At 63.4% G+C, this 14,822-nt stretch carries 17 protein-coding genes; 12 read left to right on the plus strand and 5 right to left on the minus strand.

Going from position 1 to position 14,822, the window contains the following annotated elements; translation table 11 throughout:
• Window positions 1-56 precede the first annotated feature (56 nt).
• Complete coding sequence (locus BUE39_RS26930) at window positions 57-1,286, minus strand: acyl-CoA dehydrogenase family protein (RefSeq protein WP_073431769.1); 1,230 nt, start codon at window positions 1,284-1,286, stop codon at window positions 57-59.
• A 230-nt stretch (window positions 1,287-1,516) separates the two neighbouring features.
• Here BUE39_RS26930 and BUE39_RS26935 point away from each other — a divergent pair, with 230 nt between their 5' ends.
• The gene (locus BUE39_RS26935) at window positions 1,517-2,353 is read left to right on the plus strand and encodes a FadR/GntR family transcriptional regulator (protein WP_073431752.1); all 837 of its coding nucleotides are present in this window, start codon (window positions 1,517-1,519) and stop codon (window positions 2,351-2,353) included.
• 54 nt (window positions 2,354-2,407) lie between these two features.
• On the opposite strand, the gene BUE39_RS26940 is transcribed toward BUE39_RS26935, so the two are convergent.
• From BUE39_RS26940 to BUE39_RS26950, 3 genes are all read right to left on the minus strand, one after another.
• Window positions 2,408-3,832, minus strand: a complete 1,425-nt coding sequence (locus BUE39_RS26940; protein ID WP_073431753.1) for an amidase family protein — start codon at window positions 3,830-3,832, stop codon at window positions 2,408-2,410.
• 344 nt (window positions 3,833-4,176) lie between these two features.
• A complete protein-coding gene (locus BUE39_RS26945; protein WP_073431754.1) occupies window positions 4,177-4,506 on the minus strand; it encodes a helix-turn-helix domain-containing protein in 330 nt (109 codons plus the stop codon).
• A 64-nt stretch (window positions 4,507-4,570) separates the two neighbouring features.
• Window positions 4,571-4,921, minus strand: coding sequence for a helix-turn-helix domain-containing protein (locus BUE39_RS26950; RefSeq protein ID WP_073431755.1), 351 nt, complete (start codon window positions 4,919-4,921; stop codon window positions 4,571-4,573).
• Window positions 4,922-5,094: 173 nt separating this feature from the next.
• Here BUE39_RS26950 and urtB point away from each other — a divergent pair, with 173 nt between their 5' ends.
• The 8 genes from urtB (at window position 5,095) to BUE39_RS26990 (ending at window position 12,848) form a co-directional block, all read left to right on the plus strand.
• Complete coding sequence (urtB, locus tag BUE39_RS26955; protein WP_073431770.1) at window positions 5,095-5,970, plus strand: urea ABC transporter permease subunit UrtB; 876 nt, start codon at window positions 5,095-5,097, stop codon at window positions 5,968-5,970.
• Window positions 5,971-5,975: 5 nt separating this feature from the next.
• Window positions 5,976-7,049, plus strand: coding sequence for a branched-chain amino acid ABC transporter permease (locus BUE39_RS26960; RefSeq protein ID WP_073431756.1), 1,074 nt, complete (start codon window positions 5,976-5,978; stop codon window positions 7,047-7,049).
• Window positions 7,049-7,783 (plus strand): ABC transporter ATP-binding protein, encoded by a 735-nt coding sequence (locus BUE39_RS26965; protein WP_073431757.1) that lies wholly within the window; start codon window positions 7,049-7,051, stop codon window positions 7,781-7,783. Before BUE39_RS26960 ends, BUE39_RS26965 begins: the two co-directional genes overlap by 1 nt.
• A complete protein-coding gene (locus tag BUE39_RS26970; protein ID WP_073431758.1) occupies window positions 7,770-8,513 on the plus strand; it encodes an ABC transporter ATP-binding protein in 744 nt (247 codons plus the stop codon). Before BUE39_RS26965 ends, BUE39_RS26970 begins: the two co-directional genes overlap by 14 nt.
• Before the next feature lie 28 nt (window positions 8,514-8,541).
• Complete coding sequence (locus BUE39_RS26975; protein WP_073431759.1) at window positions 8,542-9,720, plus strand: ABC transporter substrate-binding protein; 1,179 nt, start codon at window positions 8,542-8,544, stop codon at window positions 9,718-9,720.
• Window positions 9,721-9,774: 54 nt separating this feature from the next.
• Window positions 9,775-11,190, plus strand: a complete 1,416-nt coding sequence (locus tag BUE39_RS26980) for an amidase family protein (protein WP_073431760.1) — start codon at window positions 9,775-9,777, stop codon at window positions 11,188-11,190.
• The gene (locus BUE39_RS26985; RefSeq protein ID WP_073431761.1) at window positions 11,187-11,732 is read left to right on the plus strand and encodes an amino acid synthesis family protein; all 546 of its coding nucleotides are present in this window, start codon (window positions 11,187-11,189) and stop codon (window positions 11,730-11,732) included. The genes BUE39_RS26980 and BUE39_RS26985 overlap by 4 nt, the downstream gene beginning before the upstream one ends.
• Window positions 11,733-11,813: 81 nt before the next feature.
• Window positions 11,814-12,848: a porin gene (locus BUE39_RS26990; protein ID WP_084561497.1), complete on the plus strand. Its 1,035-nt coding sequence runs from the start codon at window positions 11,814-11,816 to the stop codon at window positions 12,846-12,848.
• A 316-nt stretch (window positions 12,849-13,164) separates the two neighbouring features.
• Here BUE39_RS26990 and BUE39_RS26995 read toward each other — a convergent pair whose 3' ends face one another.
• Entirely contained in the window at window positions 13,165-13,410 is a 246-nt protein-coding gene (locus BUE39_RS26995) for a hypothetical protein (RefSeq protein WP_073431762.1), read from the minus strand.
• A gap of 272 nt (window positions 13,411-13,682) precedes the next feature.
• Here BUE39_RS26995 and BUE39_RS27000 point away from each other — a divergent pair, with 272 nt between their 5' ends.
• The 3 genes from BUE39_RS27000 to BUE39_RS27010 all read left to right on the plus strand — a co-directional run.
• A complete protein-coding gene (locus tag BUE39_RS27000) occupies window positions 13,683-13,937 on the plus strand; it encodes a helix-turn-helix transcriptional regulator (protein ID WP_073431763.1) in 255 nt (84 codons plus the stop codon).
• Window positions 13,934-14,236: a hypothetical protein gene (locus BUE39_RS27005; protein WP_073431764.1), complete on the plus strand. Its 303-nt coding sequence runs from the start codon at window positions 13,934-13,936 to the stop codon at window positions 14,234-14,236. The genes BUE39_RS27000 and BUE39_RS27005 overlap by 4 nt, the downstream gene beginning before the upstream one ends.
• A gap of 310 nt (window positions 14,237-14,546) precedes the next feature.
• The coding region (locus BUE39_RS27010; RefSeq protein WP_143169526.1) for a helix-turn-helix domain-containing protein at window positions 14,547-14,822 on the plus strand (276 nt) is incomplete at its 3' end.

Below are 14,822 nucleotides of genomic sequence, written 5' to 3' on the forward strand. Positions count from 1 at the left end.
GAGTATCTCCTGATCAGGTCTATGGACTTTGGTCGCCAGGCATGGCGATGCAGTCGCTAGGCAGGTTCCGCGATGTTCCATGGACGCGACGTCGATCGTTGCGCGGCTCGCGCGATCATGAGCCGCTGCAGGTCGCCGGTGCCTTCCATGATGTCGAAAGCCCTGGCGTCACGGTAGCCCTGTTCGAGCGACGGACAGGCGGTGACGCCATCGATACCCGCAAGGTCAATTGCAGCGCGTGTCACCCGTGCGGCCACGCGGGAGGCAAAAGCCTTGGTCATTGAAGAATCCATCGACGTGGCGGTTCCCTGGTCGGTCTTCCAGGCCGTGCAATGGCAGAGCAGCCATGCGGCCGTGATCTGGCGGTCGATGTCGAGCAGGGCTGCTGACACGCCGGCCGAGCCTTGCCGGTTGTCGGCGGGCTTGCCGCCCGCGTCGAGCCAGGCAACGAGGTCCGCGCGAATGCGCCGGCACGTACCGACCATGACTGCGGAAAGCAGCGGCCTGAAGTAGTCCCAGGACCGCTGCGCACCCGAGAAGGCATCGTCGAGCGGCTTCTCGTCGCCGCGGACAAGCAGCGCGTCATCGGTGAGCTCGCAGTCGGCGTACGAGAGCACGGCAAGCTGGGTGGCGCGTAGGCCAGCCATCCGCTCGATGCGCGACACCATGAACCCCGGCGCGCTGCGTTCCACCAGGAATGCACGGATACCGTAGCGTCCCATCTGCCGGTTGATGGTTGCAAACGTGATCACGCAGTCGGCACGCGCGCCGTTCGTGATGAAACACTTCGTGCCGTTCAGTACCCAGCCACGATCCGTCTTCCTTGCGCTGGTACGCATGGCGGTGGCGTCGGAGCCGCAGTCGGGCTCGGTGATGGCGAAGGCTCCCCAGCGCGGCGTGTCGGACTCGAAGCGCCGGAAGAACTGCGCTCTCTGCTCCGCCGAAGCGAGCGCGAGGACAGGTGGCGTGGCGAGTCCCGGGCCCGGCAACGCAAGCGCGAGGCTTGCGTCGGCCTCACCGAGGTAGGCCATCAATGTCGCCCGCGCCACGAGAGACTGGAGGGCCGGGCAGCCTCCGTGGTCGGCTGGCACGAGGTTCATGTTCAGAGCTCGCACGTCACCCGCACGCCAGGGGGGACCGTCGATCTGGCCGGTTACGTCCGATTCGCTACTGACGGCGCGCATGCTCTTGGCAAGCCGTCCGATATCGAGTCCCCGATCCGCGAGGGCCCTACCGATGCCCTCGATCGTATGGACTTGTTGTGACGTCTGTTCGTCTCGGGTCATGAGCGGGTCTCCCATATGGGGCGCGTGCGCTGAGGCGTCGCGCGCACCGAAATCACGGGGCAGTTGCCCGCGTGCCGTTCGTCTAGAGCGTAGGAGCAGGTACGTCGCATCGCCACCCCCGAACATTAGGAGGGTGCCGGCCAGCGTGACGTGAGGCGGCCAGGTCGGCAGTAGATGAACGATAATGACGTCCATACCGAACGATGACTGGCCAACTACGGATGTGACGAATGGCAGGGCGAAAACAGACGACAGCAAAAAAGCCGTTGCTGCAGCCGGACAACAGGGGGCCGCGCACGACCAAGCGCGGCGATCAGGTGGCCGAGCTCATAAAGAGCTGGATTACCGATGGAAGGCTGCGCTCCGGTATGCGATTGAACAAGGAGGCCGAGCTCCAGGAAATATTCAGTGTTAGCCGGGGTTCCATACGGGAGGCCCTCAAGGCACTGGAGGTGCAGGGGCTCGTGCGTCTGAGTACGGGACCGGATGGCGGCGCCACGATCACACGCGTGCCGTTTGCCCGCGCATTCCAGGCGCTGCAGAACTACCTGTTTTTCGAGAGCATCAGTCTGGAGGACATTTACGCCGTGCGGCGTGTGCTGGAGCCGTTACTTGCCGCGGGCGCGGTGGAACATCTGACCGATGCGGATATTGATGCGCTGGAGCGTAGCGTGGAGGCGTGCGAGCCGTTTGTCGCAAGTCATGAGCATGCGCTTGACCAGCGACATGAGGACATTCACTTTCATGATGTGTTCGCGGCGGCCAATCCCAATGCATTCCTTCGCTGCGCGTGCCAGATCATCAACCAGATGCTGCACAGCCTCGTGATCGTGGCCGGTAACGTCACGCAGCAGGAGTACCAGGCGTTCGGGCGGCAGACCGTCGCCGCGCACCGGGCGATTCTGGATGCCGCAAGGCGGCGCGACGCCAGCGCGGTCGGACAATTCATGGCCGCGCACATGGAAGAAGCGGAAGCGCAGCTTCGCAAGGTGCATGCAGCCTTACGGCAAAAGCTGGTACTGGATTCGGATCTGGGTCTGCATGCGGGCAGGAAGGGCGGGTCGTGATACGACGGCTGGACCCGCGTCCGGCAGGCCCGGATGTCCGCCAGATACGAGGTCTCAGTGCGTTTTATGGCCGGCAACGGATGAGGAAAACGTACGTGCCAGCTCGGCTAACGGAGCCCTTCCAAAGGCGAGTTCGAGGATGTGGCTTGCCCAGAGCACAAGTGCATCCGCGTGACGACCACCGACGATCTGTATCCCGACAGGCAGGCCTTCGGCCGTTGTGCCAGCGTAGAGGCTGGCAGCGGGAAGCCCGAGCTGATTGCACCATGCAGTGAAGTGGGGGAACAGTTCGTCGCCGGCCTGGAGTTCAGTGAGTCGCATCGCCACGCGCGGATAAACCGGACAGATGACGAGATCGTACCGTTCGAAGAATGCGTTGACGCCGGCGCCGAGTTCGCCCCTCTCGATCAGCGCGCCGAGCAGCGCCTGGCGCGAAATTCCGGCGCCCGCGTCGGAGTAGGCCCGCAATGACGGATCGAGTGCAGCACCGCCGTCGACCATGCCTTCGGTGAGCTGGCGGCAACATGCCGGCCAGAGAGTCGCGTGGATTGCATTACAGCGATCGATACCGGGCGGGTCTTCCGGCTGGACTCGCGCACCGAGTTGACGGAAGGTATCGGCCGCCTGCATGACCGCCTCGTGGATAGCGGGTTCCGGCGTGACGGCGAGTCCGAGAGACGGACTGTACGCTATGCGGATGCCGCCGGGCGTCGGCTTGCATTTGAGACCACGTTCATAGTCGCTGGCGTCGAATGGCAACGCGTACCAGTCGCGGCTGTCAGGCCGGCTGATGACGGTCAGGATGCGGGCGGCGTCTGCCACGCACCGGGTCAGAGGGCCGATATGGCTCAACAGGCCAAACGGGCCGCGCGGGGCATGCGGGACACGTCCGAAGCTCGGCTTGAAGCCGAACGTGCCGGTAAAAGCGGCGGGAATCCGGATGGACCCGCCACCGTCGGTGCCGATCGCGGCTGGCGCCATGCCGAACGAGACGGCGGCGGCGGCACCGCCGCTGCTGCCGCCCGGTGTGCGCTCCCTATCCCAGGGATTGCGTGTCACGCCCGTCAGTGGGCTGTCGGTGACGATCTTGTGGGCGAAATCGGGCAGGGTGGTCTTGGCAAAGCAGATCGCTCCTGACTCGCGAAGTCTCGCCACGCACGGACTGTCGTGAGACGCCGGTACTTCGTCTGTAACGCGTGAGCCGTATCGCGTGGCGAGGCCCGAGACGGCGACGTTATCCTTGATGCTGACCGGCACGCCGTCCAGCGGGCCGAGGGGCCGTTTGCGATGCCATCGTGTCTCGGACGCCCGCGCCATATCGAGTGCATCTCCGGCGATCTGGCAGAAGGCATTCACTGCCGGGTCGAGCTGCTCAACGCGATGAAGTACGGCTTCCATGACTTCCACTGGCGAGGTGCCGCCAGCCTCATAAAGCGCGTGGACCTCCTGTACTGTCAGATCGCAAAGATCACTGCTCATGTCGTCTCCAATTAATCATCATAAATAGACATTAGGTGCAGCTATCGCCTATGTCAAGCATCCGGAGATATGACAAATTACAGGGTAAACGAGCAATTCTGCGACGTTGACACACTCATTTTATGGACGTAAATTTAATCATCATAAATAGCGATGACAAGTGCGGTGCCACCGGAGTGATAGTTTCGGCTCAGGACATGACGGGAGTTTGACGGACATCGCGTTGGAGCATCACGAAGGATTTCGCACGGGTTGCTGGTGGATCAGGGTTGATGTTCCGAACGAGATAGGGCGCCAGTCGTGGTGTCGCAGGTGGCTGGCCCCAAGACTCAGGAATTCTTAGTTTATTCCTGCGCCAGCTTTTCTGCACTAGCGAGGAGTGCCTTTTTCTTTTCCTTGCTGAGCCTGCCCGCGATCGCCAGCAGGTTCGCGAGCAGGTCGTCCTCCTCGTAGAGGAAACCGGTGGGGACAAGCAGGGCCCGCGCCAGACGCTGACTCGTCTGTATGGCCGGGGTGTGCTTGCCCTTTTCGTACTGGTTGACGCGGGTACTGGCGGAAAACTCGTCAATGCCTGCCTGGATGCCAAGCTGCTCCTGGGTGAGGCCCGAGCGCAGCCGCGCCTGTTTCAGGCGTCTGGGGAAAATGGCATCAGGAGTGGGTATATCGCGCGGCATCCGGTGAGTTTCCCGGATTCGCTCAGGGATTTTACTAAGTAACTCTTAGTCGAAAGACTAAGTATTACCTTGTCTTTCGGGTTGTGGAAGTTGATTGTGTCAGCGTCTCGGCATTTGCGAGGAGGATTTTCTTCTTTCCCCGCGTGAGTCCGGCCGCAGTTACCAGGAGGGCTGCAAGCAGGTCGTCCTCCTCGTAGAGGAAAGACGTCGGGACGTGCAGAGCTCTCGCCAGACGCTGCCCCATCGCGAGATGGGGCAAGTGCTTGCCTCTCTCGTACTGATTGATGCGGGCACTGGCGGAAAACTCGTCGATGCCGGCGTGGATGCCAAGTTGCTCCTGGGTCAGGCCCGAGCGTAACCGGGCCTGTTTCAGGCGTATAGCAAAAACGGAGGATGTCGTGTGGTTACCCGGCATCCTGCGAGTCTCTGGGAATTTCTCGCCGTTTTTACTAAGATTTTCTTAGTAGCGGTTCTAAGGAATTCTTCGGGCGATGACCGGCGGGGTGTCTGGACCGAAAAGCCGCTCGTTTGCCAGTTGTACGGATGGGGGTGACGCCCTCGCAGATATGAAGACCTGGACCTATGCCAATGACGACAATTCTGAACATTCTTGGTTACGTGAGCATTCTGGCGCTGGTGGCGCTTGGCCTTGCCATCGTGTTCGGCATGATGGACATCGTGAACCTTGCACACGCCGAGTGGGTCACGATCGGCGCGTACACGCTGGCTGTCGTGCAGGCGATGGCGGGGAAGCAGGCGTTCTGGCTCGCCTTGCTGGCGGCTCCCTTAACCGGGGCACTCCTCGGATGGTGCCTCGAGCGTTTCATCATCCGATTGCTCTACGACCGGCCACTGGACACCCTTCTCGCGACTTACGCCGTCAGCCTGATCCTGCAGAAGGCACTGGAGCTTATCTTCGGCACGCAGCCGATGCTGGTGTACGCGCCGTTCGGCGGAGCGGTTCCGGTCCCCGGGGGGAGCTATCCGGCCTACCGGATCTTTGTGATCGCTGTTGCGCTCATCGTAACAGCAGGGTGCTGGCTGCTTTTCGCCCGTACGCGCTTTGGTATGCAGTTGCGTGCCGTGATCCAGCACCCGGTGATGGCTCAGGCCACCGGCATCGACACCCGGCGCCTGAATCGTATTGCCTTCTGCGGCGGCGCGGCGCTTGCTTCGCTTGCCGGCGTACTCGTTGCGCCCATGGTTTCGGTGGAGTCGCATCTGGGCGTCTCCTATCTCGCCAAGGCGTTCTTCGTGATCGTGCTGGGCGGCATCGGCTCGATTGCGGGCAGCATTCTGGGCAGCGCAGTCATCGGTACGGCCGAGACGTTACTGAGCTATCGCGTCGATCCCTCTCTCGCTTCAGCGGTGGTGCTGGTCCTCTCCATTGTGGTGATCCGGTTCAGACCGCAAGGGCTGATTCCAGGATTCAGCGCGGCTCATCAGCTTCTCGGTAAAGGATAAAGCGTATGTCTGGAAAACACGCAGGCTGTCTGCGGCTCTGGCTCTCACAGCCCGCCCTCGGCCCCAGGGATGTTTCGCCGTTATTGATGTGGAGCGTGGCAATGGCAGCCGTGGCAATCGTGCCTTTTTTTGCCGGACCCTGGCTGCTGTCGACGGTGCGCGATGCGCTGGTCATGGGGATCCTCGCATTGAGCTATGACCTGCTCTGGGGGCGGGCCGGGGTGCTCACGCTCGGGCACACGACGTTCCTGGGTCTCGGTGCTTACGGATTTGCCATCACGACCGTACAGTTCGGACAGGCGGCCGTGACAGGGTTGGCGGTGGGTATGTTCTGCGCTGTGGCAGTCGCCGCGGTGATTGGGTATTTTCTGCTCTTTGCGGGGGTGAGGCTTCACTTCTTCGCCATCATCAGCCTCGCCGTGCTGATCGTCGCCCAGCAGCTCGCCGTCAGCTGGCAGTCGATTACCGGGGGCGACACGGGCATCCTGGGTATCCCGGGACTGTCATTCAGCGTGGGTAGCCACACGCTCGACATGAGCGGTCCTCGCGCCTCCTGGTACACGGTAGCCGTTGTACTGCTTGCCGCGACTGCCCTGATATGGCTCGTGTGCCGCAGCCGCTACGGCAAGGTGCTTGATGCGATCGCGAGCAACGAGTGGCGCGCAAAAGCGTGTGGCTATCACACGTCGTTTCACCTGCTGCTCGTCTTCGTCGCCTCGGCGGCGCTTGCCGCAATCGCGGGCGCGCTGATGGCGGCCTGCTCCGGGGTGGTGGCCCCGGACGTGTTCTCGCCGCTCCTTGCGACCGAAGTGATCCTCTGGGTGGCCATCGGCGGCCGGGGAAGAATTGGCGGTCCTGTCATTGCCGCGGTCGTTCTGACACTGGTCAGGCAGACCGTCTCCAGCTACAGCACGGACGGCTGGCCCCTGATCCTCGGCGGTCTGTTTCTCGCCTGTGTGCTGTTCATGCCGAAAGGACTGCGACTTCATGAACTGGTGGAGGCCGCGCATCGGGCTGGTCGAGCGGTCTGGGGCAGGCCGCCGGTTCACCGCGCCGGACACGCTCAGGAGGAACGGTAATGGACGGCCAGTTTCTGCAGGGCACCAACCTGTCGCGCGCATTCGGTGGAATCAACGCCGTGGCGGGCGTCGACATCACCATCGCGCGACGCGACCTGCTGTGCGTGATCGGTCCGAACGGGGCGGGCAAGAGCACGCTCGTTGGCCTGCTGTCGGGCGCGATCGCCCCCGGCTCCGGCGAGCTGACTCTCGATGGCGAACGGATGACCGGCCGCCCGATGCACGCGTTTTGCCGGCATGGCGTGGTGCGCAAGTTCCAGGGGACCAACACCTTCCTCACGATGACCGTGCGCGACAATCTGGTGGTGGCCGGTCTTGGCGTCGCGGCTTACCGGGCTACGCCGATGCCGGATCCCGACGCAGTGCTGGAAGAGGTGGGTCTGGCGGGGCAGGCGAGCGAGCTCGCCTCGCATCTGCCGCATGGTGAGCGCCAGTGGCTTGAGATCGGCATGGCCATCATGTGCCAGCCCGCATTGCTGCTCCTCGACGAACCCGCAGCCGGCCTGTCCGCGAAGGACGCACAGCGGCTGGTGCGGCTTATTCACCGGTTGCGTGAACAATGCGCAGTGCTCGCCATCGAACACGACCTCGGCTTCGTGCAGTCCCTCGCATGCGAGACGTGGGTGATGCACCGGGGAGAGGTGGTTCGACGGGGATCGTATGCGGAAATCGCGGACGACGAGGAGATCCGCCGCATCTATCTGGGGCGGAGGGCGACACATGCTGCACATTGAAAATCTGTGCGCCGGATACGGCGACGTGGATGTGGTTCACAACCTCACGCTGGACGTGCTGCCGAACGAGGTGGTCGGTGTGCTCGGCTGCAACGGTGCCGGCAAGACCACGCTGGTGAAGGCAGTCATGGGGCTGCTGCCGCGTGTGAGTGGAGAGATCGCTTTCCTGGGCCAGCCGTTGAAGGGCCTGCGCACGCACGAGATCGCACGCCGGGGTATCGGGCTGGTGCCGCAGGGGCGCTGGATCTTTCCGAAACTGACCGTGCGCGAGAACCTGCTGATGGGCACGCAGGCCGCCGGTGGGGCGGACATTCTCGACGAGGTATTCGACTACTTTCCGGTGCTCAGGACGCGTCTGTCGCAGCAGGGCGGCACGCTCTCGGGCGGCGAGCAGCAGGTCCTCGCCATCGCACGCGCCCTGTGCGGACGGCCAAAACTGCTCCTGCTGGATGAGCCGTCCGACGGCGTGCAGCCCAATCTGGTCGAGCGTATCGGCGAGGTGATTCCCGAGCTCTGCCGTCGCTCGAAGCTGGCGGTGCTCCTGGTCGAACAGAACCTCGATCTCGTCCTTCAGAGCGCGCGCCGCTGCATCGTGCTCAGCAACGGGCGGCTCGTGCATGCCGGCGCCGTTGAGCCGCGACATGGCAGAAAGGGCGAACACCCGCTTGCGCGCTATCTCTCTCCGGCCGCCGTGGTCGTGCCGGACTTCCGCCCTGAAAACATCCAGTGAAATCCAGTGATATCCAGTGAGAAAAAGCATGAACCGACGTGAATTTTCCCGAACCCTGCTGCTTGGCGCGGCTGCCTCCCTCGCCACATCGGCTGTCGCTCCGTTCGCGCGTGGCGCCGAGCCGTTGAAGATCGGCCTGCTCGCGCCGCTTAGCGGTCCCCTGACGCGCGTGGGACAGACCAACCGTAACTGTGCCGCCCTGGCGGTGGATGAGATCAATGCGGCGGGTGGGCTGCTGGGACGGCCACTGCAACTGAGCGTGGAGGACACGCAGATGTCGACGGCCGTGACGCTGGAGAAGGCGCGGCAGCTTTTCATGCGTGACGACGTGGCTATGATCACGGGCATGGTGCTGCCGTCTGAGCGCGAGGCGGCCCTTCAGGCTGCGAGGGCAGCGCGAAAGCTCATCGTCTATCCCAACTTCGATGAAGGGCGGTGCGACCCGCAACTGCTCACGACAGGGCTCGCTGCGAGCCAGCGGATCGAGCCGCTCATTGCGTGGCTCATGCGTGAGGGCGGGCGGTCCGTCTGCGCAGTGGTGTCGGATATCGGCAGCAACCGGAAGGTGCTGGTCCCGCAACTGCAGGCGGCGGTGGCCCGCCACGGCGGCAAGTTCCTCGGCGTCTACTGGCTGCCCTTCGGCACGCGCGACTATGGGGCCGTCCTGCAACAGGTCGCCAGCGCGAATCCGCAGATCGTGTGGCACAGCATCGGGGACGACCCGGTGACGTTCGTGAAGCAGTACCGCTCGTTCGCGATGAAACCGCAACTGGTGACGGACATCGCGCACGAATCTCTCTCGATTGCAACTACAGGTGCATCGACCGGAACGATCGGCGTGTCGTCGTACTTCATGAGCATCGACAACCCGGAAAACCAGGCGTTCCTCACGCGCTATACAGCCCGTTACGCCGACGCACGCGACCCCCGCCTCGGCCGCTATGCCGTGGTGCTCCCGCACGGCGAGAACACCTACGCGGGCATTCGTCTTTTCGCCGAAGCCGTCCGGTCGGCGGGAAGTGTCGACGCCGGGCGCGTGAGGGCTGCGTTGGCCGCCGTCTCCGTTGCGCTGCCGCGTGGCAAAACCGGTGTGAGTCACGACGGGGGCCATGTGCTTTGCCAGACACGGATCGGGCAGGCGCTTGCCGATAACAGCTTTTCGATCCTGGAATCCACTGGCCCCGTTACACCGGTCTGTGAAGGATAGACGTGCCCTCCTCACGCTTTGGAATGTTGTGTGCTAATAGATAAGGACTACAGAATGAGCGAAATTCTCACGCTGAATGCAGGTCAGCTGGTTGTCGGCTTCCGGCAGCGCAGCCTCTCGCCTGTGGAGGTCATGTGCGCGGTACTGGACCGGGTCACGAAGCTCGATCCGGTAGTCAACGCCTTCTGCGCGCTCGACGAGGAAGGGGCGATGTCGGCGGCCGGCGAAGCCGAGCGCCGGTGGATGCGCGGCGAGCCGTGTGGTCCGCTCGATGGCGTACCGGTATCGGTCAAGGATCTCGTCGCCGTGGCCGGTCTTCCGACGCGGCACGGGTCAAGGACCGCCTCGCCGGACCGCGAATATGCCGATGCGCCGGCCGTCGCACGGCTGCGTCGTGCGGGCGCCATACCGTTTGGCAAGACCACGACCTCTGAGTTCGGCAACAAGATTGTGACCGACTGCCCGTTGACAGGCGCGACGCGCAATCCGTGGGATACGCGCCTCTCACCGGGAGGTAGCAGCGGCGGATCGGCGGTCGCGGTTGCGCTGGGCATGGGGCCGCTATCGCTTGCGACCGATGGGGGCGGATCCATCCGGATTCCGGCCTGCTGGAGCGGTGTGGTTGGGTTCAAGCCTACGTTCGCGCTCGTGCCGGCGGGCAATACGGCGTCGTGGACTGCACTGTCCACACTTGGCCCGATTGCGCGAACCGTGCGCGATGCAGCGTTGATGCTTGATGCGGTGACCTGGGCGAATGACGACAGGCCTCCTGGAGCGGGCAGTCCGTCCGGCTATTGCGACGCGCTCGACAACGGCGTCGCGGGTCTGCGGGTCGCCTGGTGCCCCGTCCCGGACGGTGTGTCGGTGGCGTCAGAAATCGCGGAGTGTGTCGAGAGGGCAGCGGGCGTATTTAGTGCACTCGGCGCGACGGTCAGTCAGGCCGATGTCGGGCCGATTGCGGACTACTACGGCAATGGCCGCATGCATTCGGTCCAGTGGTCCGTGTTCTTCGCGCAGCGAGTCCGGCATATGGAGGAGGCGGACAGGACACTGCTCGATCCCGATCTGAAGGCACTGGCGGATGCTGGAGCACAGGTGGACACCGCAACGTTTGCCGATGCACTGCTTGCCCGTCACGCACTCGGCGCATCGATGGAAACGTTCTTCGGCCGTTACGACCTGCTGCTCACACCGACGTTTCATTGCGGGCCACCTCCGGTTCCCGGTCTGCCCGCCCATCTGCGTCAGGCACCCGTCCTGACAGCGTGGTGCAACCAGGCTGGCGTGCCTGCGATATCCGTACCGTGCGGATTCGCGGGGGGCATGCCTGTCGGCCTGCAGATTATCGGGCGTCGGGGCAGCGATGCCCTGGTCTTGCGCGCAGCGCGGGCGTACGAACTGGCGAGGGGGGAATTTCCGGCACCGGGTCCCGAACTGCAGAACGCGGGCGACACGGAGATCGCGCCATGAACGCCGGGATCACGCGGATTGTGCTCCATCTCGTTGAACGGTGCGCGGAACTCGGCACGCCAGTGACTCCGCCGCACCGTCAGATAGTGGCCGCTGCCGTACTGAAGACGACCGGCCCGGATGCCGCCTGCGAGCTTGAGGCGCTCTATGCGACGGGCGCCGAACTCGGCCAGCTGCTCACCGCACGCGCGCTGCTTGCGCTCGGTTGCACGGGGCAAGACATCCAGGGTTACGGGAAGGCGGCGCTTGTTGGGACAGGGGTACCGCTTGAATGGGGAGCGGCGCTCCTGCATCCACGACTCGGCAAGGCAGTACGCGACTGCCTGCCTGGCGCGTCTTCGATCATGCCATCCGTCACGAAGCGCGGGCCCGCTGGCGCATGCGTCGATATTCCCGTGCACAGCGTCACAGACATGTGGAGCTTCGACCACTTCGACACGGTGTCGCTCTGCGTACCCGACTCACCGGCACCGGGCGAGCTGCTCATCGCCATTGCACTGGCCGAGCGCGGAAGGCCGCTCGCACGCGTCAGGCCGGGGTGACGCGCGGCGATAAACCGTGCTGTCAGGCAGGCGCACTTCAAACGAAGAAACGAACACTCACAAACGATGAAGGAGAAGAAAATGTGCAGGGACGTGCGGGGAAGATGGAGCAAGGGGCTGGCCGCGCTATCGTTGTGCGCCACCGTGGGCGTGGCGCACGCGCAGTCGTCCGTTTCTCTCTACGGACTGGCTGATGCCTTCGCCGGGGTGGTACGTACACCGGGCTCGGTGGGCAACGCGTGGGAGGTAGGCTCAGGAGGGCTTTCGACATCGTTTTGGGGCATGTCAGGCGCCGAGGACCTGGGTGGTGGCACAAAGGCGATCTTCACGCTCGAAAGCTTTTACCGGATCAACGGTGGCCAGTCAGGAGCATACAACGGACAGTCATTCTTTGGGCGCAGGGCGTTCGTTGGCCTGAGCGGGGAATCTGGTCAGCTGACACTGGGGCGTAATGATTCACTGCTGTTCGTCTCCACGCTGCTGTTCAACCCGTTCGGCAACTCGTTCGTCTTCTCGCCCATGGTGGTCCACACGTTTCTGGGTTCCGCGATGGGAGCCGCGCCGGTACAAAGCGATACGGCGATTGACGATTCGATCGTCTACCAGTCGCCAGAGGCGGGCGGCCTGACAGCAAGTGTGCTGTACAGCAATGCGGGCATCGCCGGGCATGTCGGGCAGGCGAACTACAGTGCGAACGTGCTTTATTTCGCGGGGCCGTTCTCTGCGACCGCCGCCGTCCAGAGTCTTCACACCGCGTCGCTTTTCCTGAACGGCGCCACGGAACAGACCGCGTGGCTGGCCGGAGCGGCATATCGTCTGCAAACCGTCAAATTTTATCTGCAGTACGAACGGGTGACCAACAACAACGAGCTCACCGACGATACCATTCAGGTGGGGCTGAGCGCCCAGGCCGGCACGGGTAGCATACTGGTGTCCTGGGCGGGCACGCTCCGGCGGCCTGCACAGGGCGCCGATATCCGCTGGTCGACGGTGGTGCTCGGATACGACTACCCGCTCTCGAAACGCACGGACGTCTACGCCGCATGGCGGTACGACACGATGACCAGCGTGTCGTCCGGCAATAGCGTGGGTGCGGGCATCAGGATGAAGTTCTAGCCGACCCTGTCCAGCATGCCTGGATGCCCGGAAAACCGGTGACGACACTGGCAGGTCGGCGCATCGGGATCCATAACGCGGCAGATGACGCCGCGGATCCCGGCGGTGTGTGTTGCAACGTGTCACACTCAAGCCGCGAGGGCAGTCGGAGCGTGACGAAAAATCTCTGGAGCGCATGCCGCGCAGCCGCCCGGCGTCGCTGGAGATTTCCTCCCAGGCACGGTTGAGTCGCTTCGGACGAGCGCGCGCCAGCGGCTCTGCAGGACCGCAACGCCTGCATGCCTGTAACCGTATCCCGGGTTCCAGGCCGATGTACTCAGTTGCCTGCTGGCGGAACAATGCCTCGCGCATCGTCGTCCTGGTTGTTGCTTCCGGGCACGCACCCGATCAGGCCAAACATGGCCTGGAATTCGTACCCGCAGTCTTCGCACACGTACTCCTGGTAGACGGTGTACGTGCCTACAGCAGAAGCCCCCATCGTCACATTCAGCGACTCGCATGCCGGGCAGCGCACGACGCCATCCTCAACCGTACGCTTTTGCCATTCATCGGAAGACAGCACGAACGTCTCTCCTGGTCGATGCGAGGGTACGACCTTTGCCAGACTACCCCCGTACGTCTGATGCTGGCCATTCTACGCTTCGCATTCGCGAGATTGACCGCGATAATCACCGCCGTCGATGGCTGATACGTTACGCGTCGCCCATACGTCGTTCGCCACGCCCGACGGGTGCTTCCCGTCGATAAGACGGGTTTGGAATCCGGACGCGACTGCTGCTTGAATGCCCTCATGTGCCGGCAACCCGAGACCGGCATCTTTTCTGGGGGAAGGCCATGTCAACTGCGAACAGTGAGGCGCACAGGATCCTGCGCCGCCGTCAGGTCGAAGAGATAACGGGGCTGTCACGTTCAACGATTTACCGGCGTATGCAGGCCCGAACATTTCCACCGGCCGTGCCACTGGGTGGTCGCCTGGTGGGATGGCGCGCGGCGGACATTGAAACGTTTCTCGAGAATCCCTCGCGTTACCGGGTGCCTGTGCCAGCGCGCGACGACGAAATGGGGCATGCGTCAGGAGGCGCGCCATGAGCCGCGATCTCGCTTCTGCACCTCTGCGCCGGCGGCTGGAGAATTGGGGTAACGCATCGCGCGGCGCCTACGATCCGGTCGATGCGGCGCGGATCACGAAAGCATGGCGGACCCTGCATCCCCGGCATCGCGACCTGCTGCGCATGGTCTATCTCTGGCATGCGCCTCGGGAGGTAGTCTGCCGTCGGCTGCGTATACCGCGGCGCCCGGCTCAATGCCTTGAGCTGGAACTTGCCGCTGCACGGACGGCGCTCGCACGGGTCCTGGATGGCTGGACCCAGGATTACCCAGGATCGTGAAGATGGCTGATCGACCGGGACGGAGGCAGATAGTGGGCGCATCGCCGAGCCGGTTCGTGCTGGTCCGCAGCCGGCACGTTGTGTTGTTGAGCGACGCCGCTGCAGCAAGGAACGTTGAGGCGAACGGCTGGACGTGAAAATTTTTTTGGGAACAAGTGGGAACACCCGGGAACACATGGGTAAATGAAAGGACGACGCGGCGCCTGAGGTCCCTTGCATTGAGCGACGTACTCGCCTAGTGTTCCGTTCTGTTGTTAACTAATCTATGTTCACGTAGCATGCTTGTATCGATGGAACGGGAGATACCAGCATGCCCATGGGACGACCGAAGGCCGAACTGGTGTTGAGTGAAGATGAGCGCTCGCAACTGACTTCGATAGCGCGTTCGCGCTCGATTTCGGCGGCGCTGGTGACGCGTGCGCGCATCGTGCTGGCTGCTGCTGCCGGGGAGCCCAACAGCGCAATTGCCCAGCGTCTTCAACTCACGCGCGCCACAGTGGGCAAGTGGCGTATCCGGTTCCTGGAGCATCGCATCAACGGGCTGTATGACGAGGTACGTCCTGGCAAGCCGCGCACGATTGACGAT

It is taken from the genome of Paraburkholderia terricola (assembly GCF_900142195.1).
Lineage (GTDB): Bacteria > Pseudomonadota > Gammaproteobacteria > Burkholderiales > Burkholderiaceae > Paraburkholderia > Paraburkholderia terricola.